This window comes from Flintibacter sp. SJQ-8 (assembly GCF_054108085.1).
Map to the genome: position 1 here is coordinate 92759 of NZ_JBPJWR010000009.1, position 25157 is coordinate 117915.

General features: G+C 60.5%; 25 protein-coding genes and 1 other RNA gene. 7 read left to right on the forward strand and 19 right to left on the reverse strand.

Features of this window, described 5'->3' with window-relative positions; all coding sequences use genetic code 11:
- The first annotated feature begins 15 nt into the window (after window positions 1-15).
- The gene (locus ACSAMP_RS06665; RefSeq protein ID WP_457799903.1) at window positions 16-1284 is read left to right on the forward strand and encodes a 2-hydroxyacyl-CoA dehydratase subunit D; all 1269 of its coding nucleotides are present in this window, start codon (window positions 16-18) and stop codon (window positions 1282-1284) included.
- Window positions 1277-2920 (forward strand): acyl-CoA dehydratase activase, encoded by a 1644-nt coding sequence (locus ACSAMP_RS06670; protein WP_457799904.1) that lies wholly within the window; start codon window positions 1277-1279, stop codon window positions 2918-2920. Before ACSAMP_RS06665 ends, ACSAMP_RS06670 begins: the two co-directional genes overlap by 8 nt.
- Before the next feature lie 98 nt (window positions 2921-3018).
- Here ACSAMP_RS06670 and ACSAMP_RS06675 read toward each other — a convergent pair whose 3' ends face one another.
- The 3 genes from ACSAMP_RS06675 to ACSAMP_RS06685 form a co-directional block, all read right to left on the reverse strand.
- The gene (locus tag ACSAMP_RS06675; RefSeq protein WP_457799222.1) at window positions 3019-3864 is read right to left on the reverse strand and encodes an IS3 family transposase; all 846 of its coding nucleotides are present in this window, start codon (window positions 3862-3864) and stop codon (window positions 3019-3021) included.
- The gene (locus tag ACSAMP_RS06680) at window positions 3858-4211 is read right to left on the reverse strand and encodes a transposase (protein ID WP_457799214.1); all 354 of its coding nucleotides are present in this window, start codon (window positions 4209-4211) and stop codon (window positions 3858-3860) included. The genes ACSAMP_RS06675 and ACSAMP_RS06680 overlap by 7 nt, the downstream gene beginning before the upstream one ends.
- 87 nt (window positions 4212-4298) lie before the next feature.
- The gene (locus ACSAMP_RS06685) at window positions 4299-7187 is read right to left on the reverse strand and encodes an S-layer homology domain-containing protein (RefSeq protein ID WP_457799905.1); all 2889 of its coding nucleotides are present in this window, start codon (window positions 7185-7187) and stop codon (window positions 4299-4301) included.
- 79 nt (window positions 7188-7266) lie between these two features.
- Between ACSAMP_RS06685 and ACSAMP_RS06690 the strand changes: the two genes are divergently transcribed.
- Both ACSAMP_RS06690 and ACSAMP_RS06695 read left to right on the forward strand, forming a co-directional pair.
- A complete protein-coding gene (locus tag ACSAMP_RS06690; RefSeq protein WP_441795120.1) occupies window positions 7267-7887 on the forward strand; it encodes a peptidase C39 in 621 nt (206 codons plus the stop codon).
- A 26-nt stretch (window positions 7888-7913) separates the two neighbouring features.
- Window positions 7914-9098: a M20 metallopeptidase family protein gene (locus ACSAMP_RS06695; RefSeq protein ID WP_457799906.1), complete on the forward strand. Its 1185-nt coding sequence runs from the start codon at window positions 7914-7916 to the stop codon at window positions 9096-9098.
- A 67-nt stretch (window positions 9099-9165) separates the two neighbouring features.
- On the opposite strand, the gene groL is transcribed toward ACSAMP_RS06695, so the two are convergent.
- The 9 genes from groL to ACSAMP_RS06740 form a co-directional block, all read right to left on the reverse strand.
- Window positions 9166-10794 (reverse strand): chaperonin GroEL, encoded by a 1629-nt coding sequence (gene groL, locus ACSAMP_RS06700; protein WP_457799907.1) that lies wholly within the window; start codon window positions 10792-10794, stop codon window positions 9166-9168.
- A 75-nt stretch (window positions 10795-10869) separates the two neighbouring features.
- A complete protein-coding gene (locus ACSAMP_RS06705; protein ID WP_441795136.1) occupies window positions 10870-11154 on the reverse strand; it encodes a co-chaperone GroES in 285 nt (94 codons plus the stop codon).
- 226 nt (window positions 11155-11380) lie between these two features.
- Window positions 11381-12514: a THUMP domain-containing class I SAM-dependent RNA methyltransferase gene (locus tag ACSAMP_RS06710; protein ID WP_457799908.1), complete on the reverse strand. Its 1134-nt coding sequence runs from the start codon at window positions 12512-12514 to the stop codon at window positions 11381-11383.
- A gap of 27 nt (window positions 12515-12541) precedes the next feature.
- Window positions 12542-13372, reverse strand: coding sequence for a glutamate racemase (locus tag ACSAMP_RS06715; protein ID WP_457799909.1), 831 nt, complete (start codon window positions 13370-13372; stop codon window positions 12542-12544).
- Window positions 13373-13391: 19 nt separating this feature from the next.
- Complete coding sequence (locus tag ACSAMP_RS06720; RefSeq protein WP_441795139.1) at window positions 13392-14213, reverse strand: hypothetical protein; 822 nt, start codon at window positions 14211-14213, stop codon at window positions 13392-13394.
- A gap of 2 nt (window positions 14214-14215) precedes the next feature.
- Window positions 14216-15571: a hypothetical protein gene (locus ACSAMP_RS06725; RefSeq protein WP_457799910.1), complete on the reverse strand. Its 1356-nt coding sequence runs from the start codon at window positions 15569-15571 to the stop codon at window positions 14216-14218.
- Complete coding sequence (locus tag ACSAMP_RS06730; RefSeq protein ID WP_457799911.1) at window positions 15564-17408, reverse strand: ATP-binding protein; 1845 nt, start codon at window positions 17406-17408, stop codon at window positions 15564-15566. Before ACSAMP_RS06730 ends, ACSAMP_RS06725 begins: the two co-directional genes overlap by 8 nt.
- A complete protein-coding gene (locus ACSAMP_RS06735) occupies window positions 17405-18124 on the reverse strand; it encodes a response regulator (RefSeq protein WP_457799912.1) in 720 nt (239 codons plus the stop codon). Before ACSAMP_RS06735 ends, ACSAMP_RS06730 begins: the two co-directional genes overlap by 4 nt.
- A gap of 29 nt (window positions 18125-18153) precedes the next feature.
- Window positions 18154-18696 carry an NUDIX domain-containing protein gene (locus ACSAMP_RS06740; protein WP_457799913.1) on the reverse strand — a complete coding sequence of 181 codons (543 nt, stop codon included), beginning with the start codon at window positions 18694-18696 and terminating at the stop codon, window positions 18154-18156.
- Window positions 18697-18878: 182 nt separating this feature from the next.
- Here ACSAMP_RS06740 and ACSAMP_RS06745 point away from each other — a divergent pair, with 182 nt between their 5' ends.
- Both ACSAMP_RS06745 and ACSAMP_RS06750 read left to right on the forward strand, forming a co-directional pair.
- Window positions 18879-19742 carry a hypothetical protein gene (locus ACSAMP_RS06745; RefSeq protein ID WP_457799914.1) on the forward strand — a complete coding sequence of 288 codons (864 nt, stop codon included), beginning with the start codon at window positions 18879-18881 and terminating at the stop codon, window positions 19740-19742.
- A 129-nt stretch (window positions 19743-19871) separates the two neighbouring features.
- The gene (locus ACSAMP_RS06750; RefSeq protein WP_186877504.1) at window positions 19872-20357 is read left to right on the forward strand and encodes an N-acetyltransferase; all 486 of its coding nucleotides are present in this window, start codon (window positions 19872-19874) and stop codon (window positions 20355-20357) included.
- A 105-nt stretch (window positions 20358-20462) separates the two neighbouring features.
- Here ACSAMP_RS06750 and ACSAMP_RS06755 read toward each other — a convergent pair whose 3' ends face one another.
- The 7 genes from ACSAMP_RS06755 to ruvX all read right to left on the reverse strand — a co-directional run bounded on the left by ACSAMP_RS06755 (window position 20463) and on the right by ruvX (window position 24669).
- Window positions 20463-21506, reverse strand: coding sequence for a hypothetical protein (locus ACSAMP_RS06755; RefSeq protein ID WP_457799915.1), 1044 nt, complete (start codon window positions 21504-21506; stop codon window positions 20463-20465).
- A 506-nt stretch (window positions 21507-22012) separates the two neighbouring features.
- Complete coding sequence (locus ACSAMP_RS06760) at window positions 22013-22474, reverse strand: hypothetical protein (protein WP_457799916.1); 462 nt, start codon at window positions 22472-22474, stop codon at window positions 22013-22015.
- Window positions 22471-22695 (reverse strand): hypothetical protein, encoded by a 225-nt coding sequence (locus tag ACSAMP_RS06765; protein ID WP_457799917.1) that lies wholly within the window; start codon window positions 22693-22695, stop codon window positions 22471-22473. Before ACSAMP_RS06765 ends, ACSAMP_RS06760 begins: the two co-directional genes overlap by 4 nt.
- Window positions 22696-22724: 29 nt before the next feature.
- Complete coding sequence (locus tag ACSAMP_RS06770) at window positions 22725-23201, reverse strand: helix-turn-helix domain-containing protein (protein ID WP_457799918.1); 477 nt, start codon at window positions 23199-23201, stop codon at window positions 22725-22727.
- Between the two features lie 234 nt (window positions 23202-23435).
- On the reverse strand, window positions 23436-23717 hold the full coding sequence (locus ACSAMP_RS06775) for an Asp23/Gls24 family envelope stress response protein (protein WP_457799919.1): 282 nt from the start codon (window positions 23715-23717) through the stop codon (window positions 23436-23438).
- Window positions 23718-23947: 230 nt separating this feature from the next.
- Window positions 23948-24232 (reverse strand): putative quinol monooxygenase, encoded by a 285-nt coding sequence (locus ACSAMP_RS06780; protein ID WP_457799920.1) that lies wholly within the window; start codon window positions 24230-24232, stop codon window positions 23948-23950.
- A 17-nt stretch (window positions 24233-24249) separates the two neighbouring features.
- Window positions 24250-24669, reverse strand: a complete 420-nt coding sequence (gene ruvX / locus ACSAMP_RS06785; RefSeq protein ID WP_441795150.1) for a Holliday junction resolvase RuvX — start codon at window positions 24667-24669, stop codon at window positions 24250-24252.
- Window positions 24670-24871: 202 nt separating this feature from the next.
- Between ruvX and ffs the strand changes: the two genes are divergently transcribed.
- Window positions 24872-25137: signal recognition particle sRNA large type (gene ffs, locus ACSAMP_RS06790), an RNA gene on the forward strand.
- Window positions 25138-25157: the final 20 nt, after the last annotated feature.

The following is a 25157-nucleotide window of genomic DNA, read 5'->3' on the forward strand; positions in this document are numbered from 1 at the left end:
GGGAGCTTTTTGAACATGCCAGATATCTTCGAACGATTTGGAAACTATATCAGCAAGGTCACGCCGGAGCACCCGGACCGGAGCCGGGCGCTCCTTTTGGCCGCCTATCTGGCATATGGGCTGAAGCTCCGTCTGGCCCCGGACCGCGCCCTGCCCAAGGCTCACCAGTTTTCAGCCCAGTGCGTGAATCAGGCGGTGCAGACCATGCTGGCCCACCCGGAGCGGGCGGCGCTGGTGAGCATCTTTCAGCCCTGCGAGCTGCTGGAGGCCATGTCGGTGACGCCCATGTGCGCCGAGCTGTACTCCTGCTTTCTCAACGGGGCCCACGCCGAGCCCGTGTTTGCCGAGACCGCCGAGGCGGAGGGCATCGCCGAATCCTTCTGCTCCTATCACAAGATCCTGCTGGGCAGCGCCTATGCCGGGGTGCTTCCGGCGCCTAAATTCATCGTCAACACCTCTCTGGTGTGCGACGCCAACAACCTGACCTTCCGGGAGCTGGCCGACCACTATGGCATCCCCCGGTTTTACGTGGACGTGCCGCCGGAGCAGAGCGAGGAGGGCGTGGCCTTTGTGGCCGGCGAGCTGCGGGAGCTGAAAAAGTTTTTGGAGGACCAGACGGGCAAGCGCCTGGACGAGGACCGGCTGAAGAGCGTTGTCGCCCGGTCTAAACAGACCATGGACCTGCTGCGGGCCTGCCAGGTGGAAAAGCGGTCTAAGACATTGACCTCCGACGTGACCTCGGAGCTGTATGAGGTCTATCTCACCCACAGCGGCATGGGGTCGGCGGCGGCCCTGCGCTATGCCCAGCAGCTGCTGAAGGACCTGAAGGCGGCCCCCGCCGCCCACGGCATCCGCCTGTTGTGGCTGCACACCATCCCCAACTGGCAGGAGCCGGTGCGCCAGATGCTGAACTTTAATGACTGCTGCCAGATCGTCACCTGCGACACCAATTTCGAGGGCCTGGTGGACATGGACCCGGAGCGCCCCTATGAGAGCATGGCCCGGCGGCTGGTGTACAGCCAGTGGAACGGCGGCGAGACCCGGGTGAAGGCCGCGGTGGAGGCGGCCCGCGCCCTGAACGTGGACGGGGTGATCTGCTTCTGCCACTGGGGCTGCAAGCAGACCATGGGCCTGTCCGGGGTGCTCAAGCACGAGTTGGACCAGGCCGGGTTCCCCACCCTGATCTTAAACGGGGACGGCTGTGACCGGCGCAACGCCTCAGACGGCCAGACCGCCACCCGGCTGAACGCATTTTTGGAGATGTTGGAGAAGCGAAATGGATAATACGATTTATTGTGTCTGCAAATACACCCCCATGGAGCTCTTTGCGGGCTTTGACCTGCCGGTGGAGCGCCTGGACCCGGCCCCCGCTAACTTCGAGTGCGCGGAGAGCTGCACCCACCCCAACCTGTGCGGCTATGGAAAGGCCCTGATCGAGGAGGTGGCCGGGCGGAACATCCGCAGGCTGATCCTGGTGGACTGCTGCGACGTGTGCCGCCGGATCTATGACGTGCTCCGGCAGCAGGGGAACATGGAGTTTCTGTTTCTGCTCTCCCTGCCCCACACCAACAACGCCGCCGCTGTGGCCCTGCTGGAGCGGGATTTAAAACGGCTCCAGGGGGAGCTTTCTAAACTGACCGGCGGGAGCTTTGACCCGGACAAGGCCCTGGCCGCCTGGAAAAAGGGCATCACGGAGGCGGAGGCCCAGACGCTGACCGAGCCCCACGTCCGCCTCACCGGGGCCCACGGCGGCTCTTTGCTCAAGGAGATGATCCAGCAGCGGATGCCCCTGCCGGTCCAGGACGACACCTGCACCGGGCGGAGGACGCTGCTGCCCGCGCCGGAAACTTGGTCGGACACGGCGTATGCCACGGCCCTGCTGAACCAGCACCGGAGCTGTATGCGGATGCAGTTCCGCCTGGAGGAGCCGGACCCCACCGAGGTGGGGACCATCTGCCACACCATCAAATTCTGTGATTACTATGGCTTTGCCTATCGGCACATGAGAGGCCAAAAGGGGGAGACACTTTTGAAGATCGAGACAGACTGCACGCCCCAGTCCAGCGGCCAGCTGCACACCAGGATCGACGCCTTTGCCAAGACCATCGGCGTGGGCGCGGGGGCCATCAAAAAGTCGGACGACTTCCGTTATATCGCCGGGGTGGACAGCGGCTCCACCAGCACCGACGCCGTGATTTTGGACCGGGAGAAGAACATCGTGGGCGCGGTCATCCTGCCCACCGGGGCGGGGGCCGCCTCCGGGGCGGAAAAGGCCCTGGCCGCGGCGCTGAAGGCCGCGAACCTGACCCGGGAGGACATCGACGTTGTGGTGACCACCGGCTATGGGCGGGAGACCATCGGCCTGTCCGACGCCTCGGCCACAGAGATCACCTGCCACGCCAAGGGGGCGCACTTCCTGTTCCCCCAGGCCCGCACCGTCATCGACATCGGCGGCCAGGACTCCAAGGTGATCCGCATCGACGAGCGGGGCAATGTTGTAAACTTTGTGATGAACGACAAGTGTGCCGCCGGGACGGGCCGCTTCCTGGACATGATGGCAAAGACCCTGGAGCTGACCCTGCCGGAGATGAGCGAGCTGGGGCTGGCGTGGAAAAACGAGGTGACCATCTCCAGCATGTGTACCGTGTTCGCCGAGTCGGAGGTGGTCTCCCTGGTGGCGGACAATACCGCGCCGGAGGACATCATCCACGGCCTGAACGCCTCGGTGGCGGGGAAGACCGCCTCCCTGGTCAAGCGCCTGGGCGGCGAGCCCGCCTATATCATGACCGGCGGCGTGGCCCAGAACAAGGGCGTGGTCAAGGAGCTGTCTGACAAGCTGGGGGCCGAAGTCCATGTGCCCCAGGAGGCCCAGCTGTGCGGAGCCATCGGCGCGGCGCTGCTGGCCTTTGAGGAGCGCTGATTTCATATCACGAAACAGGAAGCAGGGAGCCTTGGGAAAAGGCCCCCTGCTTTGAAGTGACCCCCAAAAGTTAGACAATATTTTGAAGTAAAAATTGTTCAAGCAGCCGAAAGGGCTTGCTGTCTGTGAATTGCAGGCGGCAAGCCCTTTAGCTTTGCCTTGATGCGGCGGTTGTTGTAGTAATCCAGATATTCGATCAGTTCCAGTTTGAAGTGTTCCATGGAGCGGAACTCCTGCAAATACAGCAGTTCACTTTTGAGTAAGCCGAAGAAATTCTCTATCACGGCGTTGTCCAGACAGTTTCCTTTCCGGCTCATGCTCTGGCGAACACCTTTCTCCCGGAGCATCTGTTGGTATTGTTTGTGTTGGTACTGCCAGCCCTGGTCAGAATGGAGAATCAGGTTTGTTCCGGCCGGGATCTTTGCAAACGCCTCGTCCAGCATGGTGGTTACCATGCTGAGTACAGGACGATCCGATATGGTGTAACTGACCAGATCGCTGCTGCACAGATCGAGAATCGGGGACAGATAGAGCTTCTCTCCAAACAGGCTGAACTCCGTCACATCCGTGACCCATTTCTGATTCGGCTTTTCGACATGAAAATCCCGATTTAGCAAATTTGGTGCAATTTTGCCTACTTCTCCCTTGTAGGAACGATATTTTTTCATCCTGACACGACAAACTAAGCCCAGCTTCTTCATGAGCCGCTGGACAGTCTTGTGGTTCACAGAGAATTTACGCTTGCGAAGTTCTGCCGTGATCCGGCGATAGCCGTACCGGCCCCTGTTTTCGTGGTAAATTGCTGCGATTTCTTCCTTAACAGATGCATATTTGTCTTCTCTCTGCATCTGCTTCAAATGATAGTAGAAAGTTGCACGGGGCAGCTGAGCGATTGAGAGCAGAATACTGAGTGCGTGTTTTTGCCTTAGCTTCTGAACTACCAGCGTTTTCTGCGCTGGCGTCGCTCGTCTTCCAAAACCAAGGCTTGCAAGTTTTTTAGGTAATCGTTCTCCGCACGCAGTCGCTGCACTTCGGCCAGCAGATCTTCTTCCACCTGCTTCGGCAGCTGCTTTGGCGGACGACCCTTACTGCTGCGGCCACGCCGTTCGATGGCTAACCCTTCCGGCCCTTCTTCCAGGTAGATTCGCTCCCATGATTTGATTCGATCTCTACTGTTTACCTCAAATCTACGGCAGGTTTCGCTGTAACTCAATTTCTCTTTCTGCATGGTTTCAATCACCAGTTTTTTGAATTCCGGCGTATATCGTTTGTTTGGTACTCCTTTTGGCATAGCAAAACACCCCACTTGTTAGATAGTATACCATACTGTCTAACAAATGGGGTGCAGTTCACTTTTGCGTCTGGCTTGATTTTTATTTTATTTCTCCATCAGCCCCACAAACTGCTGGAGCATCACGGCCATCTCGGCCCGGGTGGCCCCGGCAGTGGGAGCCAGGGTGTTATTGCCCCGCCCGGACAGAATGCCCGCGTTCACGGCCCAGGTCATGGACTGCCCGGCCCAATCAGAGATGCTGTCGTAGTCGCTGAACTCCCGGACGGCCATGCCGCCCTGGGTGGTGTCGATGCCGCGCAGCTTGGCGTAGCTATAGAGCATCGTCGCCAGCTGCTCCCGGGTGATGTTGGCGGTGGGCATGGTGCCGTCAGACACGCCGTTGTTTTTTGCCCAGTTCATGCCCTTCTCATACCAGGTGGCTCCGCCGGACACGTCCTGGCCGTCCATGCGGGCCAGGATGGTCATGAGCATGGCCCGGGTGGTATTCTGATTCCCGCCGAACAGATTCTCGCCAACCCCGGACATCAGGCCCCGCCGGGCCACAAAGCCGGCGGCGTCCTCGTACCAGATGCCCTCGGGCACATCCACAAAACCGGTCCTGCCGGGCTGTTCAGGCTCAGACTTCACGAAGGTGGCCTTCACGTCCACCTTGCCGTCGGGCATGGTGAAGCTGAACTTCCCGTCGCCCTTGTCGGTGAGGGAAATATTATTCCCCTTGCTGTCGGTGACGGTGACCGTGCCGATCTCATAGCCCGCGTCGGGTTTGACGGTGATAGACACGGTGTCGCCCCGCTTGGCGGTGGAGCCGTTATTGATGGTCACGGTGCCGTTGTCCGCCTTGGGGGTGGAGACGGCATAGCTGTTGCCGCGGCTGCCGCCGCCGCCGGAGGACTGCCGCTTGGGGATCACCGTTTCGGCCTGGGTGATCTCAGTCTTGGCGTCCGCATCCGAGAAATACTTGCCGCAGCCCTCGCAGTGCCAGTATTCTATGTTGCCATCTGCGCTGGTGGTGGCGTCCTGAGCGGGCACATTCACCAGATTCGTGTGGTTGGCGGGGTCCACGTCGCCGTAAGGCTGGCCGCAGTAGTCACAGACCGCTTTGTCCTTGCAGGTAGCTGTGTCGCCGGTGTGCTTGGTGGCCAGCCCCTGCCACGCCAGCACCGGCAGACGCATACTGCCCTCGGACAGCGTTTTGCTGCCGCAGTCGGTATCCCAGGGGTGCTGGCCGTCGGCGCGGCCATGGATCAGCGCGTTCAGCACCGTGCCATCGGCAAATTCTGCGGCGGTCTTAGCAGTTGCCTCGCCAGAACCAAAGCCAATACCCTGATTTGCTGCGCCGGTCAGAAAATAGCAGTTTGTAACAATGCCGCCGACCTGACCTGCGATCTCGCCGACTTTACCATTACCTTGGACCGCGCCGACATTATAGCAGTTGTAGACGTTGCCGTTGGGGCTATTGATGATCCCGACGATTCCGCCAAGATAATCCCTGCCGCTGATCGTACCGAGATTGTAACAGTCGCGGATGGTTCCGCCTTGGTCGAGATATCCGGCGATTCCGCCAGCATAGTCGGAGGTAGACACATCGCACCGATTCACACAGTTTTCAACGACACCGCCGTTTACCAAACCAACAATGCCGCCAGCGGCCCCACTCTGTTTTGTTATCGTTCCTGTCACTTCAAAATTTTTAATGGTGCCACCCTGTATCCATCCGAACAGTCCCTGCGCAGTGCTGTTGGGGTCGATAAACAGGTCCTTGATGATATGGCCCTGGCCGTCAAAAGTGCCGGTAAATTTGCTGGAACTATTTCCGATTGGCGTCCATGCTTCACTGTCTAGGTCAATGTCTGCCGTCAGCACGGCGCATGCGTCGGTGTTCTGCGTCTGATTAGTGCCGTTGACGATATCTCGGAACACCTTCAGTTTCTCCACTGTGTCCAACTCATAGGGGCGCTCATTGGTACCAAGACCGGTGATTTTGATATCCTCATAACGGTTCCATTCCGGGTAAAATACGCTTGCCACTGTGTCGTTGAACGTACCGCCGGAGATAGTACCGCCAGAGTTGGTCACCGTGTCATCAAAAATTCCGCCCTTGATAGTACCACTATTCGTAACAGAGCCGGAAAATATCGTTCCTTTGTACCCCGTTTCCGTTATGATTGTGCCAGAAGACCGAACGGGACCATCGACTGTGCCGCCGTTGGCGTTCATCGTGCCGTATAAATATAAGGCATTATCGATATGAGAGTTTGACTTACAGTCCCGGATTCTGCCCGATGTGAACGTAAATATGCCCGTTCGTATGTGGCTGCTGGCTCCGCCGCTATTGACGTATATGCCGCTGCCAAAGGTTGCCGTACAGCCCACAATGCTGCCACCGTCCAGTGTGAAAGTGCAATTATTAGAAGAGACAGATGACTCAAACGTAAACACACCGCCGCCACCGCTTGCCGTACAGCCGACGATATTGCCGCCGGTCATGGTACATTGGCCGGACACAATGTACACACCGCCGCCATGAGGGGAATTACCGAGGTCTGTTCCCGTGCCGCCGGTGATGACACCGCCGGAGACCGTCTCCGTGCCAGTGCTCTCATCCAACACCCACAGGCCGTTTTCGTCCGGCGTAAATTTATGTTCGGCAGTGGGGGCGCTGTCCATCAGCGTCAAATCGCCGTTGGATTCCACCTTGATCGCGCTGCCGCTGCCGGTCATTTTCAGCACCTTGCCGTTCAGATCCAGGGTGACGGTGCGGTCCACGCTCAGGCTTTCACTGATAGCAATATCCAACATCAGCTTGACCGTGCCGCCTGCTGCGACAGCGTCGGTCAATCCACTCGCCGTTGTGGCCTCCGTCACCGTGGCTGTGGGCGTCTCGCCCTCCTCCTCCGCCCAAACCGCCGTGGGCAGCGGGGGACGGCGCATGGGGTGTTTCGGTTTATTGAGTTGACAGTGCGGAGCGGTCATGCTATGATAACCTACAATTAAACTATGTTAATATGGTTAATGCGAATATAGCGGGGGCAAAAGAAACGGAGCTGATACCATGAAGAATCCACTGCGCTATCAGATGACAGAATATGACTGCGGACCGACCTCTATGCTCAACGCAGTCAGCTATCTTTTTCAGCGGGAGGAGATCCCGCCGGAGATCGTCCGCAGCATTATGCTGTACTGCCTGGACTGCTTTGGGTCAGACGGGGCCAGCGGCAAATGCGGGACCTCCTGCATGGCCATGATGTTTCTGAGCAACTGGATCAACAGCTTTGGCCAGACCGGGCACCTACCCATCTCCAGCAAATATCTGTCCGGCCAGAGCGTGAATTTTTCCCAGAACAGCGCCCTGCGGGATGCCCTTCGGCGGGGCGGCGCGGCTGTTGTGCGGGTGGATCTGGAGGGGTGGCACTATGTGCTGCTGACCCACATCTGCGGCGACCAGATCTTTCTGTTTGACCCCTATTATCGGGCGGAGCCCTTCAGCGACGGGGCGCTCCAGATGGTGGCCGACCACCAAACGGAGTATAACCGCATCATTCCCGTCCGGTATCTGGAGAAGACGGTGCAGGATGTGTATGCGTTCGGCCCGGTGGAAGGCCGGGAGGCGATCATCCTCTTCAACGACGAGACGGTGCTGACGGAGGATAAGACCGTGGAATACATCATATGAACGTGAGAGAGGAGCAGGTGAGACAGATGACAGCCATACAGGAACAGCTTGAACAGGAAAAAACATATCTTTCCGCCCTTCGGCGGGAGTTCCACCGGCGCCCTGAACTGAGTCTTCAGGAGTTTTGCACCGCGGCGCGGATCGAGGAGGAGCTGGACCGCTTCGGCATCCCCCACACGCGGGTGGGGGAGACCGGCGTGCTGGGGACGCTGCGCGGGACCGGAACGGGCGCAGGGGTCGTGGTCCTGCGGGCAGACATCGATGCCCTGCCCATTCAGGAGAGAAGCGGAGCGGAATACTGCTCCCAGACGCCGGGCGTGATGCACGCCTGCGGCCACGACGTTCACGTCACCTGCCTGCTGGGGGCGGCCAAGCTGCTGGCGGAGCGTCGGGCCGCGTTCGGAGGGGAGATCCGGTTTGTCTTTCAGCCCGCCGAGGAGATCGGCCAGGGGGCAAAGCCCTTTGTGGAGGCTGGGGTTCTGGATGGGGCTGACCGGGTGTTCGGCCTTCATGTCGCCCCGGACCTGCCCATCGGGACAGTGGGCCTGAAGCCGGGACTGAACAATGCCGCCGTGGACCTGTTCAGCATCCAGGTGCATGGAAAGTCCGCCCACGTGGCCCAGCCGCAGCTGGGCGTGGACGCCCTTTACATTGCGAGCCAGACCGTGGTGGCCCTTCAGGCCCTGGTGACGCGGCTCACCTCTCCGGTGGAGCCGGTCATCATCGGCGTGGGCAAGCTCCAGGCCGGGACAACTTACAACGCCCTGGCCGGGTCCGCCGTGCTGGAGGGCACGACCCGGACGATCTCCCAGGAGAGCAGGGCGCGGGTCCGGGAGCAGATCACAAGGACCGCCCGGAATATCGCGGATATCTACGGCGGCAGGGCAGAGGTCCAGTGGACGGATATCACCGCCGCCCTGATCAATGACCCCCAGGCGTGCCAGGAGGCCGCCGCCGCCGCGAAGCTGCTGGGGGAGGGCGTCAGGGTCATCACAGACCGGAGCCTCTCCCTGTGCGGGGATAACTTTGCGGAGTATCTGCTCCACACCCCCGGCGCATACGCCTATCTGGGCAGCGGAAACCCGGCCCTCCCCAACACGCTCAGTTCGCTCCACAGCGAAGATTTTGATGTGGACGAGAAAGCGCTGACCCTGGGCGCGGGACTTTATGCCGGATACGCCCTTTCCCGGCTGACCGCGTCTGCACGCTGAAAAGCAAAAAGCCAGCGCCTGCATATTGCAGACGCTGGCTTTTACGATATTTCGGCGATTTATCGGCTTAGTACATGCCGCCCATGTCAGGGGCAGCGGGGGCCGCGGGAGCGGCGGGCTGGGGCTTGTCGGCCACCAGAGACTCGGTGGTCAGCAGGGTGCTGGCGATGGAAGCGGCATTCTCCAGAGCGGAGCGGGTCACTTTGGTGGGGTCCACGATACCGGCGGGGATCATGTCGCAGTACACCTCGTTATAGGCGTCGAAGCCATAGCCCACCTTGCCGGACTCGCGGATCTTCTCCAGGACCACGGAGCCGTCGATACCGGCGTTGGCGGCGATCTGCTTCATGGGGGCGGTCAGGGCCCGGGCGATGATCTGCACGCCGGTCTTCTCGTCGCCCTCGGTCTCGGCGTACAGCTTCTCCACAGCGGGGATGGCGTTCAGATAGGCGGTGCCGCCGCCGGCCACGATGCCCTCTTCCACAGCGGCGCGGGTGGCGTTCAGGGCGTCCTCGATGCGCAGCTTCTTCTCCTTCATCTCCACCTCGGTGGCAGCGCCCACCTTGATGACGGCCACGCCACCGGCCAGCTTGGCCAGGCGCTCCATCAGCTTCTCACGGTCATAGTCAGAGGTGGTGGTCTCAATCTGGCTCTTGATCTGAGCCACGCGGGCCTTGATGGCCTCGGAATCACCGGCGCCGTTGACGATGGTGGTGTTCTCCTTGGTCACGTTGATCTGGCGGGCCTGACCCAGCATATCCAGCTGAGCCTCCTTCAGGTCCAGACCCACGTCGGCGGAGATGACGGTGCCGCCGGTGAGAATGGCGATATCCTGGAGCATCTCCTTGCGGCGGTCACCAAAGCCGGGGGCCTTGACGCACACCACGTTCAGGGTGCCGCGCAGACGGTTGACGATCAGGGTGGACAGGGCGTCGCCCTCCACGTCCTCGGCGATGATCAGCAGCTTCTTGCCGGTCTTCACCACCTGCTCCAGCAGGGGCAGCAGCTCCTGGATGTTGGAGATCTTCTTGTCGGTGATGAGGATGAGGGCGTCGTCCAGGTTGGCCTCCATCTTCTCGGTGTCGGTGACCATATAGGGGGTGATATAGCCCCGGTCAAACTGCATGCCCTCGACCACCTCGGAATAGGTCTCGGCGGTCTTGGACTCCTCGATGGTGATGACACCGTCGTGGCCCACCTTCTCCATGGCCTCGGCGATCAGCTGGCCGATGCCCTCGTCGCCGGAGGAGACGGCGCCCACGCGGGCGATGTCAGCGCTGCCGTTGACCTTCTGGCTGTTGGCCTTCACGGCCTCAATGGCGGTGGCGGTGGCCTTGGCGATGCCCTTCTTCATGACCATGGGGTTGGCGCCCGCGGCCAGGTTCTTCAGACCCTCGCGGACGATGGCCTGGGCCAGCAGGGTGGCGGTGGTGGTGCCGTCGCCAGCCACGTCGTTGGTCTTGGTGGAGACCTCCTTCACCAGCTGAGCGCCCATGTTCTCAAAGGGGTCCTCCAGCTCGATCTCCTTGGCGATGGTCACGCCGTCGTTGGTGATGAGGGGGGCACCGAACTTCTTCTCCAGCACCACGTTGCGGCCCTTGGGACCCATGGTGATCTTCACGGTGTCGGCCAGCTGGTTGACGCCCTTCTCCAGGGCCTTGCGGGCCTCTTCGCCGTAGCAAATGATTTTAGCCATAAAGCATAACCTCCAATAAATGAGATAGATATCAAGGCGTTTTCAAAGCGCCTGAAAATTTGTTGTGTGGGGAGCTTACTCCACGATGGCCAGGATGTCGTTCTGGCGGACGATGGTGACTTCCTCGCCGTCCAGCTTGACCTGGGTGCCGGCATACTTGCTGGTGATGACCTTGTCGCCCACCTTCACGGTCATGATGACCTCCTTGCCGTCCACCATGCCGCCGGGACCGACAGCCAGGACCTCGGCCACTTCAGGCTTCTCCTTGGCGGCTCCGGCCAGGATGATGCCGCCCTTGGTGGTCTCCTCCGCCTCTACCAGCTTGACGATCACGCGGTCAGCCAAAGGTTTGAGTTTCATAATGGGTCTCCTCCTTATATGATAGATATTGGTATCAACAAAATCAAAACAGGGCCGCCGGTAAGGCGTCTCCTGAGGGGTTTAGCACTCTTTTTGCCTGAGTGCCAACCACAACTATGATAATAACCGTTTCATGCAAAAAAATCAACCCCTAATTTGAAAAAATCGGGGCTGATTTTTCTTGAATTTACGTTCTGTTCACAAATGAACGGCGTGAGTGCTAAACTTATCGCTTTTTCTGCTCCCCCAGATACATGAACAGGTCGCACTTGAGCATACCGTTGTACAGCTTGCGCTTTTTGTCCGCCGGGCGGCCGAAGGTCCGCTCGAACTCTGTGTGGGAGGAGAGCAGAAACAGCTGCCACCGGTCGGGGAACTTGGCCCAGGCCTTGCCGAAGGCGCGATAGAGGTCCTCGGCCTCCCGCCGCTCCATGATGCGCTCGCCATAGGGGGGGTTGGTGACTACCCGGCCATAGAGCCCGCCCCAGTGGAAGGTGCGGGCGTCGGCCTGCTCAAAGCGGACCAGATCATCCACCTCGGCCAGCTGGGCGTTGTGCCGGGCCAGCTCCACCGCCTGGGGGTCCAGGTCGCCGCCCCAGATCTCATAGTCGCCGTCAAATTCCTTGTCCATGGCCTCGTCAGCGGCCTCCAGCCACAGCTTTTTGTCCACACAGGCCCACTTCTGGGCGGAGAAGGTGCGGTTCAGGCCCGGGGCGCGGTTCTTGGCGATCAAAGCGGCCTCGATGGGGATGGTGCCCGAGCCGCAGAAGGGGTCGCACAGGGGGTCCCGGCCCCGATAGCGGGACAGGATGACCATGGCGGCGGCCAGGGTCTCCCGCAGGGGGGCGTCCACCCCATGGGCCCGATAGCCCCGCTTATAGAGGCCGGAGCCGCTGGTGTCCAGCATCAGGGTGGCGGTGTCCTTCATAATGGCAAACTGGATCTGGTACAGGGCCCCCGTCTCCGGCAGGGTGTTCAGGCCGTATTTGGCCCCCAGCCGGGCGGCCACCGCCTTTTTCACAATGGCCTGGCAGGAGGGGACGGAGTGGAGGGCGGAATTCAGGCAGTGCCCCTTCACGGGGAACTGGCCCCCCTTGGGGATGAACCGCTCCCAGGGCAGGGCCCGGGTCCCCTGGAACAGGGCCTCGAAGTCCCCGGCGGGGAAGGTGCCCAGCACGATCAGCACCCGCTCGCCGGTGCGCAGGTTCAGATTCAGCCGGGGCAGGTCGGCCCAGGTGCCGCTGCACAGCACCCGGCCATTCTCCGCCCGCACCTGGGGCAGGTTCAACCGGCGCATCTCGTCGGCGCACAGGCCCTCCAGGCCGAACAGGGTGGGCACGGCGAAGGTCAAATCTTCCATATTATCATACCTCGTTCTTTCGTGTGGTCAGTCCAGAGCCATGGGCGGGTGATAGGACACGGAGCTCACCGGGTCCAGGCCCACCTGGCGGGCCCGCAGGGCGTATTCGTCCACGTCGCCCGTGGTGAACACGTCCAGCCGCCCGGGCAGATTTTCGTCCCGCAGCAGATTTGTCCGGGTGAGATAGGCTTTCAGCTCCTGGGCCATCTGCTGGGCCGGGTCGATAAGGGGCAGGCCGGGATAGAGCTTTTCAATGGTGTCAGACACCAGGGGATAGTGGGTGCAGCCCAGCACGCAGCACTGGATATGGTCGTCATAGACCATGTGGTCCAGCTCCTGGTGCAGGTCGGCCTCCACCGCCGCCATGCCGCCGGGGTCGCCCAGATTGTGCTCCACCAGCCGGGCCAGGTCGGGGCAGCCGCAGCTGAGCACCACCAGCTTTTTGGGGCTTTGGGCCAGGATGCGCTGGGGATAGCACCGGGAGTTGTGGGTGAACACGGTGGAGATGACCCCCACCCGGTCCACGTCCAGCCGGGAGACGGCGTCCGCCCCCGCCTGCACGGCGTTGAAGGTGGGGCAGGACACCGCGTCGGCACACCGGTCAATGACGCAGGAGATGGTGTTGCAGGCCACCAGCAGAGCCTTTACCCTGCGCTGCTCCAGAAAAGAGAACATATACCGGGCCATGGCCACGATCTTGTCCTCGGGGTGGTTGCCATAGGGGATGTGGGCGCCGTCGCCAAAATAGATCAGCTGCTCGGCGGGCAGCAGCCGCTGCACCGCCCGGGCCACGCTGAAGCCGCCGATGCCCGAATCCAGAACGCCGATGGGGCTGTTTGCGTCAAACACAGGCTTCACGATCCTTTCTCGTCACGTTTCACTCGCTCAGGCGCGTGACTGCGCCGGAGACCAGGTCCAGCTGATACACCACCGTGTCGGTATTCACCTGCCACACGGGGGTGAGCTGGGTGACGCCGGTGAGGGCGGAGCGGGCGGCATAGCCGGGCTGGATGCCGTCGATGCGGCTGCACACGTCACCCAGCTCGTTGATGCCGTGGAGCAGCTGGATGAGGGCGGAGGCGGGGGTGATGGCCTGGCGGGCGGCGTCCTCCGCCGGGTCGCCGCTGAGCCGCTGGCCGGAGGTGATGGCGGTGAAAAAGCCGTCCTGCACCGTCAGGGTCACCTGGTTGAAAAACAGGGGGACGCCCTGCCAGCTCTGGCGGAAGGTGAGGGAGGCGTCGGTGCGCTCCATCAGCTCCCCGGTAAAGTCCAGCCGCTCCAGCAGGGTGGCGGCGCTGGCGGCGGGGTCGCTGCCGGCGGGAAAGGCCCCCTGGGCAAAGCGGGCGGAAAAGGACCCGTCGTTGTGGAACTGGATGGTCCCCTTTGCGCCGGAGTAGCGGTACACCGCGCCGCCGGAGACCTGGCGCTGGACGTCGCTGCCCAGCAGCCGGGCGGCCAGCCTGGCCTCCTGATCTAAGTCCCGCACCACCGTCAGGGGGGGCAGGGCATCCCGGTCCCGGGGGAGAATGTCCGGGTCCACGGTGATGCTGCGGCTGGCCAGAAAGGCCACCGCGTCGCTGCGGGCCTGGTTCTGAAAGTGATACTGCTGCCACTCCCGGTGGGCCACAAAGAAGAACAGACACAGGTTGGTCATGGCCAGAATGGCCAGAATGATGTTTTTCAGCTTTGGCCACTCCATGCTCAGCCCTCCTTTTGCGCGGTAATTCCAGCGGCGGCCCAGTCGGCGGACACGGCGTCGCTGCCCGTGTCACCATAGACCAGCAGCAGCTCATGGCCCGGATGCTCGGCGGCCAGGGCGGCGGCGGCCTGCCGGGGGGGCAGCAGGGCGGCAGTGCTCTCCTGTTTGGCATAGCTGCGGAAGCTCAGTTCGAATTTGACGATCTGGCCCTGGCTGACCCAGAACCGGGCCGCGTGGCCGGAGGACAGCTGCACCGGCGCGCCGCTGAGACTGTAGTCAAAGCAGACCTCCAGGCTGTCCTCCCCCTGGGTGATCCCGGACAGATACAGCCGGGCCTGGCCGCATTGCAGCCCCGCGGTGGCGGCGGCCAGACGGCGGCAGGCCTCCACCCAGTCGGCCAGGGTGGTCTGGTCCCCGCGGACGGGGACAGGAAAACGGCCGGAGCGGGCCTCTCCCGCCTCGTAGATCGCAAAGCCCGACTGGGACAGGCGCAGAGAGTCGCTCTCGCTGCGGGCCACCTGCTCGCTGCCCGCGGAATAGAAGTTGCTGGCGTCGGCGGAGATGTTCAGATAGCCCATCAGGGTCTCCAGGGAGTCCCGTCCATCCCCCATGGGGTCGGATACGGAGTAGACGGGCATGGACGTGGTCTGGGGCAGGATCAGGGTGTCCGGGTCCAGACGGTCATAGTCCGGGTTTTCAAAGGCAAACTGCGCCCCGTTGGGGGCAAGGCCGCTGAGAGCGTCGGTGAGGGCCCGGGTGTTCACCCCCTGGGCGCGGGCGCGGAAATAGTCCCCGGAGCTCTCGTCCCGCCAGCACAGGGCCAGTCCGTCCCCCTGGACATACAGGGCCAGTCGACGGGTCTGGGCGGTGAGCCCCGCGTCCTCCCCGGCCAGCCAGTGGACCAGCACGGGCAGGGGCATGGGGCTTTGAAAGTCCAGCACCACCCCGGGGGCGGCGGACAGGGCCTGCTCCCACTGCTGGCGGGAGATCTGTTCCGGCGCATCTGCGGCGGACAGGGCCTCGGCCAGGGGGGCGGCCAGCTGCTGGAACAGGGCCTGACAGGCGGCGTCATCCTGAAGCCCCAGCCGGGCGGTCTCCCCATTGGCGCCTGTGAGATTCACCGCCAGGCGCAGGGGGCAGGCGGCGTCGGCCTGGACACCCACAGCGGGCTCCGCCGTGCCGGTCTGGCGGCTGTCCTGGCCCCCGAACAGCCGGGGGGCGGAGGAGAACAGCTGTCCCCGGATGGCCAGCAGAAGGGCGGAGCAGCACAGCAGCAGAATGAGAAGGTCCTTGCCCAGCTCGATGGCCCGGCGCTTTTTGGCGGTGTTATGTTCCATGTTATTTCCCATGTTACTCATGGCCCGGTCCCTCGATCTTCAGCTCCAGGCAGACGGCAAGGCCGGGGCCCTCCTTGTCCAGGATGCGCAGGGAGCCCTGGTGCAGGGCCACGATCTCTTTGGCGATGGACAGCCCCAGGCCCGTGCCCCCGGACTGGCGGGAGCGGGCCTTGTCCACCCGATAGAACCGCTCGAAGATGCGGGGGCGGTCCTGGGCGGGGATACCGATGCCGTCGTCGTCCACCACCATCCACACCAGGTCCCCCCGCCGTCCGGCGGAGATGGCGATGTGGCCCCCGTCGGGGGTGTATTTGATGGCGTTGGACACCACGTTCATCATCACCTGGACGATGCGCTCCCGGTCCGCCACAATGGCGGGCAGGTCGGGCTCCAGGTCCAGCTTCAGCTCGTGGTTATGGCGGCGGGCCTCCATATACACCGCGTGGTAAAGGCTCTGCACCGCCTCGGCAAAGGAGAAGCGGGTGAGCTTCAGCTCGTCCTTGCCCGAGTCGAACCGGGACAGGGTGAGCAGGTCCTGGACGATGTGGGTCATGCGGTCGGTCTCGTTGAGGATGACCCCCAGGAACTTCTTCTCCATGTCCGGGGGCAGGTCGCCCACGCTGTCGGAGATGGTCTCGGCATAGGAGCGGATGTTGGTCAGGGGGGTGCGCAGCTCGTGAGAGACGTTGGCCACGAACTCCCGCTGAAGCTCTTGGCTCTTGCGCTGCTCGGTCACGTCGTGAATGACCACCAGCACGCCGCCCCCCTCCCGGCCCCGGTCAAAGGGGGCCATGAGCAGCTGGAGATAGCTGTCCTGCACCTGGCGCTCCGCCTCCAGGTGGTCGGGGGCGGCCAGCACCTGCTCCAGGGGGGCGTCCTCCCCGAAGAGCTGGCCATAGGCGGTGGTCCCGTCGATGCTCTGGTGGAGCATCCGGGCGGCGGCGGGGTTGGAGTGGATGACCTGCCCCTGGCGGGAGAAGGCCACCACGCCGTCGGTCATGTGGAGGAACAGGGTGTCCAGCTTGTTGCGCTCGTTCTCCACCTGGCGCAGGGTGTCCTGAAGCTGCCCGGCCATGTCGTTGAACGTATCGGTCAGCACGCCGATCTCGTCCTGAGAGGCCACCTCGATCTTATGGGAGAAGTCCCCCCGAGCCACCCGCATAGAGCCCTCCGTCAGGCGGCGGATGGGGGTGACCATGGTGCTGGACAGGGGGAAGGTGAGCAGCACGGTGATGACCAGGCCGAAGACCAGGGCCTCCATGATGAGCAGGAACATCTGGTCGGTCAGGTCGTTGGCGGTGGTCTTGTTGTCCAGGATATAGATGACATAGCCGTCATCCCCCCGGTGGATGGGGATGGCCACGTCCATATAGTCCACGGCCAGGTTGCTCTCGTCCCCGGACTCCCCCGTCTCCAGCCCGGTGGTCAGGGCAAAGGTCAGGTTGCTGGTGTATTGAAGGGGGGCGGTGTCCCCGGCGGGACGGACCCGGCACTGGCCGTTGCTGTCCAGGATATACAGCTTGCGGTTGCGGCCATCCACGCCCAGCTCACCGGCATAGGCTTTCAGGATCTCGTTCAGCTTGGCGGCTCCGTCCTCCTCGCCGTCGACCTTGGTGGTCAGGTCACGGCACAGCTCCTCGTCCAGAAAGACCTGGGCGATCTGGGAATAGAAGTCCTCCAGATAAAAGGCGCTGACAGAGTTGATGAGAAAGGCGCCCACCACCGTCATCAGACAGACGATAAGCAGCACCATGATCATCACCAGCTTCATGTGGACGCTGCCCATGGCGCCTGCCCCCTTTTTCACGGGATGCTCCACGGCGGCCTTGGCCGCGGTCCCGGCGCTCTGGCCGCTCATCCGGCGAAGAAATAGCCCATGCCCCGCTTGGTCACGATGAACCGGGGGGAGGCGGGGTCGTCTTCAATTTTTTCCCGCAGACGGCGGACGGCCACGTCCACGGCCCGCACGTCGCCCACATAGCCCTCGTAATTCCAAACGTGCTCCATCAGGGCCTCCCGGGAGAACACCTTTCCGGGCTGGGCGGCCAAAAAGCAGATGAGGTCATATTCCCGCTGGGTCAGGTCCAGGGGCTGGCCGTCCTTGCTCACGGTGGCCCGGGAGCGGTCAATGGTCACCCGGCCCAGGCGCAGGGTGTCCCCGTCGGGCTTGGAAGCGGGGGCGGCGTCCTGGCTGACGCTGGCAGCCATGGACACCCGGCGGATGTTGGCCTTCACCCGGGCCAGCAGCTCCCGCACGGAGAAGGGCTTGGTGATATAGTCGTCCGCCCCCAGCTCCAGCCCCAGGACCTTGTCGGCCTCCTCCTCTCGGGCGGTGAGCATGAGAATGGGGGTGGAGGAGCCGCTCTCCCGCACCCGGCGGCACACCTCAAAGCCGTCCATTCCGGGCAGCATCAGGTCCAGCAGAATGAGGTCGGGGTTCTGCTCCAGGGCCAGCTGAAGGCCGGTGGGGCCGTCCAGGGCCTCCAGGGTCTGATAGCCCTCCCGGCTGAGATTGAAGGACAGAATGTCCACGATGTTCTGTTCGTCCTCCACGATGAGAATGGTCTTTGCCACAGACTTCCTCCTTTGTTGATGGGGCCGGGTCACAGACCCAGCAGATATTTCGTCTTTAAAACCGTGGCCACCGTCTTGGCATCGGTGACGGTGCCGTCCATCACCTGGGTGAACAGTTCGTCAAAGGGCATGGTGAGCACGTCCAGAAACTCGTCCTCGTCCGGGTGTCGGGGGGTGGGGGTCAGCTGGCGGGCCAGGTACATGTGCAGCACCTCGCTGGAAAAGCCGGGGGAGGCCAGAATGCAGCCCAGATAGGTCCAGTGGGCGGCCTCCAGTCCGGCCTCCTCGCTCAGTTCCCGCTTGGCCCCCACCAGGGGGTCCTCCTCCGTCCCGTGGTCCAGCTTGCCCGCAGGCAGCTCCAGCAGCAGCTTTCCGAAGGGATAGCGGAACTGGCGCACCAAAGACACGTTGTTCTGTTCATCCAGGGCCAGAATGGCCACCCCGCCGGGATGATAGACCACCTCCCGGGTGGCGATGCTCCCGTCGGGCAGCCGGGCCTGGTCTACATCCAGACGGACGATCTTGCCGTTGAAGATCGTCTTGCCGGAGACTTTATGTTCTGCAAGGTCCATGTTGAGGTCCTCCTTTATTGCAGATAATATATCATGCTACAGTATATCACAAGGAACACGTCGGGTAAAGCGCTTGTGTCTGCGAATGGGCGAAAGACAGGACCGGGAGATGATCGGGAACAAAACCTCCCCGCCGAACGTCTAACGGGATAGGGATAGATAAGATCGAAGGAGGAATTCCCATGAAACAAGGCAGTTCATTGTTCCTTGCCGCTGCGCTGCTCTGCACCCTGCTTGCGGGCTGTTCAGAGAAAATGCCCCACTTGTCCGCAACGGAGGGTGGCGTGGACGCTATATCCCCAGAAGAGGATACGGTCATGCGCTGCCGGGTGGTTGCGGTGGATGGCGAGAATCAGCTGCTGCTTGCAGACGTGGACGGCGACCACCCCGATATCTATACGCTGGATGCCAGCTCTGTTCCCCTGTACCGCAAGGAGACGGAGGGGGGCACGCTGTTGGCCGACGGCCAGCTCTCCGCCGGGGCGATGATCCGGGTCGCCTTCTCCGGCGGCATAATGGAGACCTATCCCGCACAGTTCGGCGAGGTCACCGGCATCACCTTCCTGCCAGATGAATTTGACGACCGATGCGGACTCTATCTCCGTGTCCTGGGGGACCTATGGGAAAAGGACGAGGGACTGAACCATGTAGCGGAGTATATCAGCGTGGACCTGACGGCGACCTCCCTCACACCTGCCGAGCGCAGCGCAGTGGCGTGGAGCTTTGCCTGGTCTCACAAGGCCCAGCCCATGGAGTTGAGCTATGAGCAGCTGTGTCAGGAGGGGTACATCAGCGGCCTTGATGAGGAGGACGATTTCCCCGCTTGGGAGGACGGCATCCTTTTCACCATCGCCGAGACCGATGACCCGGAGGGGGAGGCTGAGCCGCCCCTGGGGCAGGACAAAGGGAAAGATACCGTCAGCTTCCATGCCGACAAGTGGCGCAGTGCGCTGGGTGCCTATGGCCTTTCCCAGTGCGTTGCCGTTCAGAACGACGATGGTCTGTGGGGGGAGTACACCGTCAACGGTGGTGCGTGGATCAGCTGAAAAGCTACAGGGTCTGGGGATGCTTCTGCCGGAATAGGGGCAGCCGAGCACCGTCGTGCTTGCGTATGGGTGAAAAGACCGCTATAATGGGGAAAACGATATTGCGAGAGAGGAAAGGAACCTGATACTATGATCCGAGGGGCACAGCAGGCCGATTGGCAGGACATCACAGACATCTATACCATTGCCCGCAGCTTTATGCGTCAGGCGGGCAACCCCACCCAGTGGGGGGACAAAAATCCCGACCCGGCGGTGATCCGGCGGGACATGGCGGAGGGAAACTTTTATGTGCTGGAGCGGGAGGGACGGGTGCAGGCGGTGTTCTCCTTCCTCCCGGGCGAGGACCCCACCTACGGCGAGATCGACGGGGCCTGGCTGAGCGACGGGCCCTACTGCACCATCCACCGGGTGGCCAGCCGGGGGGAGGCCCACGGACTCACCGGGGAAATTTTTCATTGGTGCATGGACCGGTGCGGCCACCTGCGCATCGACACCCACGCCGACAACAAGCCCATGCGGCGGGCCATTGAAAAATTCGGCTTTGTCTACTGCGGCATCATCAAGGCCCACGACGGAACGCCCAGGATCGCCTTTGAGAAAATCGAACAGGCATAACAGAGCGGGCCGCTTCTTCCAAGGAAGCGGCCCGCCGGACTGTCGTTCTGATAGAGATAGGTCGTTGGTGCCAACTGGGCGTTCTTTCATTTTTTTATCTCGAAATTAGTGGCTGAAGGTGTCGATCACGTTGCCCTTGAGGTCATACACATCCCAGACCACGTTGGCGGGGCGGTTGGCGGCCCGGAAGTCAGACAGGCGGACATAGCCGCTCTGGTCGTTGTCGCCAATGACCGCGATCAGCTGGGGAGGATAGCCGTACTTGTCCCGGTCCAGATAGGAGCCATAGCTCTCGCCGTTGGCGGTGGTGGGGTAGTCGTGCTTGACGGGGATAGGCTGGGCGCTGGGCAGGAAGTCAGCGGACTTGCCGCCGGTCATCTCCTCCAGCTTCTGGACGATCACGGGGTCGGGAGCAGCCAGGTCCTGGGTGGTGCCCCGGACGAAGGAGCCGATGACCTTGCCGTCCAGGTCGTACAGGGGGATAACGGGGTTTGCATCCACCTGGGCCTGATACTGGCGGATCTCCTCCAGGGTGAACAGCTCGGGGGCGATGTCGTTCAGACGGATATAGCCCTCCACGCCGTTCTCACCCATGGCGGCGATCAGGTCAGGGGCCTGGCCCACGGTGTTCCGGTCCAGATAGGAGCCATAGGTCTCGCCCTTGGCGTTGGTGGGATAGCTGGTGACGGCCATGCGCTCGGCTGCGGAGCGGGAGGTGCTGTAGCGGACCACAGGGGCGGAGCCGGCGGTATAGTCGCCGTTGTCGTGATAGAAGCGATAGTCGCCCTCCACCCGGATGTCGCCGGACACGGCGCGCTTTTTGGTATCCAGCAGGTGGATGTAGGAGCTGCTGGTGGACCAGCCGGCCTCCTCCACCAGATTATCGTTCTCATAGAGATAGGTCTTCAGCGCCGCCTGGGCGTCCTTCTGGTTCTTCTCCACCGCCCACAGGCAGCCCTTACTGGCGTTGCCGTAGTACAGCGTGGTATAGCAGTCATAGGAGCAACTGCCCGCCGAAACAGTCTTGTGGGTGGACTCCTTCTCCAGGTCATAGATACAAGGAGACACATCCGCCGCACCCGCAGAGAGACACATGGCGCAGGTCATGGCGGCGGCTAACAGAGCGGACAAAATCTTTCGGGTTTTCATGGTGAATGCTCCTTTCATTTTTTCTTATCCCGGAATAGATACAATAACAGGATAACTGTTACATAGTACAAGCTGCCGATGATGTATTCGGCCAATGTACTTTGACCAAAATTACTGGGGTCTCTTCCAAAAATAGATACCCAGATGATTCTGGTCCCCACGATTATCAGCAAAATCTTTATGATCCGCATGATGATATATCCTCAAAACGTGTTTTACATTGAAATAATTTCAAATTGAAAACGTAGAGTTTGCAGTTGCCCCTTCCTCGGCCCCATGATATACATCTACTTCACTCGAATCGGCAGGCACCTCCGCCGCACCCACAGAGAGACACATGGCGCAGGTCATAGCGGCGGCAAGCGGGACCGACAAGAGCTTTTTCTTTAACATAACATAAGACCCGCAGGGATGTAAAGCGTTATTTACTTACATCCCCGCAAGTATTACTTATGTTGCGTTTGGTGTTGTAAATGTTCTGTTTTAAATGATTGAAAACGAATTTGCTATTTTCTGATAATTTTTCCAAAGTCATATAGTTCACTTGGAACGTCAGACCAGTGGATCACAAAAGAACGCTTTGAGTGGTAGTCGATGACGTAGTTTGTGACCTGCCGTTTTCCAAGACCATCATTCGATTCGCCAGTCCCGTCCACCTCAAATATTCCATCGGACAATTTTTTAACTGAATTGACCCGGTAATAAATTGGCGGAGAGTTTTGAAGACCAGTCAGAAGAAACTCATCATCGAACATGGTATCAGGAGAACGATGTAGCAAACCGAGCGCTGTGTCGTAGTCCTTTTGAATCAGTGCGTTATAATACCCACTGGCAAAAGATGCTACGTCGGCATAGGGGCCGTGATAGGGAGCCTTTGAGCGGAAAACTATCACGCCTGCGGCCAAAAGAAGGCCGATTGCCAGTACGAGCAACGCAGTTTTTGTTTTGGATAGCTTCTTGATGTTCATTTGTGGTTAGTGCTGGGAGAGATGCTCCAATCCAGTCGGTTGGTAGCTCTGGCCGAATAATTGTCCCAATCTGAAGTGTAAAACTCCAAATCAGAAATTTCGATTACGCTGTTGGCTGGGATGATGTTGGTGCTTTCCTGGGAGAGCGCCGATGCGGGAACCTGTGCGCCGTATAAAGTGGCGACGCACAGCAGGGTAAGTGCGACAGGTTTCACATTCATAATAAGACCTCTTTTCTAGTTTCTTGTTTTCACCAAAAGCTGCCGTCCTCTACAGTAGCAGGGTCGACATACTCGATGTTCAGATCACTCACATCCAGCACATCTGGTTCTTTTTCTCGGGTGAGGAATAATGTGACTAGGACCGAGATCAAGACGACCAGGAACAGGGTGAGCAGATAGAGCAGGATAATTACGCTGTGTTTTCTGAGCATATCTAATTTACTATATGTAGTGGGCTTCGCCGGTTCCGGTGGAGCTTCTTCCTTCTTATCGACCTCCTTTTCTGTGACGGGGACTGGCATCGGGTCTGTATCACCATTTAATAGATGGTCAACCGGGACCTGATACAGTCGGCTCAGAGCAATCAAATTGTCCGTGGATGGGAGTACAGCCCCGGTCTCCCAGTTAGAGATGGCCTGGCGGGAGACATCCAGTGTTTCGGACACTTGAGCCTGGGTCAGTTTGTTCTTCTTTCGCAAAGAAAGCAGCTTTTCATTCAGTTCCATGTTTTCTCCTAATTCTTGTGTTCAGTTTAAGCAAAATTTGTGAGAAAGTAAACCACATCCGGTTTACATCCGTGTTGCATTCGCGCAAGTATTGCTTGCATTCCGCTTTTTTTAACGATTTTCTTACGAAAATGGGCGTCTTTTTCAACTTTTTTCAGCATAGAGCAAAAGGGCCCCAGCCCGGTCAGGTTGGGGCCCCAGTTTGGTGGGAATGGGTGGACGAAGGGGGGGCGATCAGCTTTCCTGCGGGGGCTGGTCGGACTTAGGTCTGCGGCGGTCATATGCGTGGTAGAGGATCAGGGCAGCGCCGACCAGGTACATCAGGATGCTCAGAACCAGAAGGGGTGCCAACCCGGTGGACTCGATGAAAATGTATTGAAATTGACCTGGATTAAGCGCCCAGCCGCCAATGAGAAAACCGAGCAGAGACGCAAAAAGGAAGACAAGGAAGATCAACAGGCCCGTGACCAAGAGAATGAGTCCGAGCGGGAAGGAAATCTTCAAAATCTTTTTCATAAGAAACCTCCTGTTCTGATCAGAATGCTTGTACTTCTGTTTTCAATCATTATTGCAGATTGCGGTGAAGTTGTCAATAAGGCGAAAATCGTGTAGACAATCTGTTACAAAATTGTTCAATATACCACATTTCTTCCGGCTTCGGTATCCGTCCTGACGCCATATAAAAAACCGCCCCGGAGCCTTAAGCGGCTCGGGGCGGTTTGGGGTCGGTCTTATGGCGGAGGGGGTCAGACCTCCTCCATGTCCAGGTCCATGTGGTCCATGTACCGGTCCTTCAGCTCGGCGATGCGGGCCATGTGGGGCTGTTTCAGGTGGGTCTGCTGGGCCTGGAGACTGGTCCACTCCTCCTCCAGCAGGACCAGGTCGGGGACGCCCTCGGCGGGGATATACTCATATTTCAGACAGCCGTCCTCGTTCAGCACGGCATCCTGCAGGGTCTTCTCCGTGACCCCGGCCAGAAAATCGGCCTGGGTGCCCGGCTTCAGATGATACTTAACGTGAACTTTCAGCATAATAATACCTCCCGTTGTTACTTTTGTAGACGTTTATAGTCCAGGTAGCCCTCCAGAATGAGGGACGCGGCTACTGCGTCTACCGTTTTCTTGCGCTTTTTGGCGTTCTTGCCCGCCTGCTGTAAAATGCGGTGGGCATCCACGGTGGTGCGCCGCTCGTCCCACAGGACGGGCTTTAGGCCCGTGGCCTCCTCCACCCGGCCGGCGAAGGCCCGGTACAGCTCCGCCCGGGGCCCCTCGGTGCCGTCCATGTTCCGGGGAAAGCCCATCACGATCTCCTCCGCACCCTGCTCCCGCACCAGCCGGGCCAGCTCAGACAGCACTACGTCGGCGCTGCGGCTGTGGATGGTGGTGGTGGTCCCGGTCAAAAAACCGGTGGGGTCGGAAAAAGCGACCCCGGTGTGGGCATCGCCATAGTCAATGGCCATGATCTTCATGCGTGTTCCTCCTGCTGTTTCCTCTGGTCTTGTTGAGGATATCATAGCGTAAAAACGGGAAAGTGGCAACAGGACATTCTCACAATGACAGAATCCGGGAAAATATAGAAATTTTATTCTGGATGATTTTCTAGTTGATAATTTTTCAAACCCATAGTATAATATAACCTACCTTTGTTCCGAGCTGCGGCGCGGAGCGAGGCCGCACTAGTCGGGGAGATAGCGGTGCCCTAGACCCGCAATCCGCTATAGCGGGGATGAATCCCGGCCCCCGGACGTGTGGATGTGTCGTTTGACCTGAATAAGCAGCGATGATAGACCGGTCCCGCGCAACGCGGCTCCGTGAACCGTGTCAGGCGGGGAACCGAGCAGCACTAAGCGGCCTGCCGCGTGTGCCGCGGGGTCACTGTTCTTGAGCCGGCTGTTCAGGTACCGGGCATATCCCACGCTTCAAAGGCCGGTGTGCGGCCTCGCTCTGCGCCGCGTTT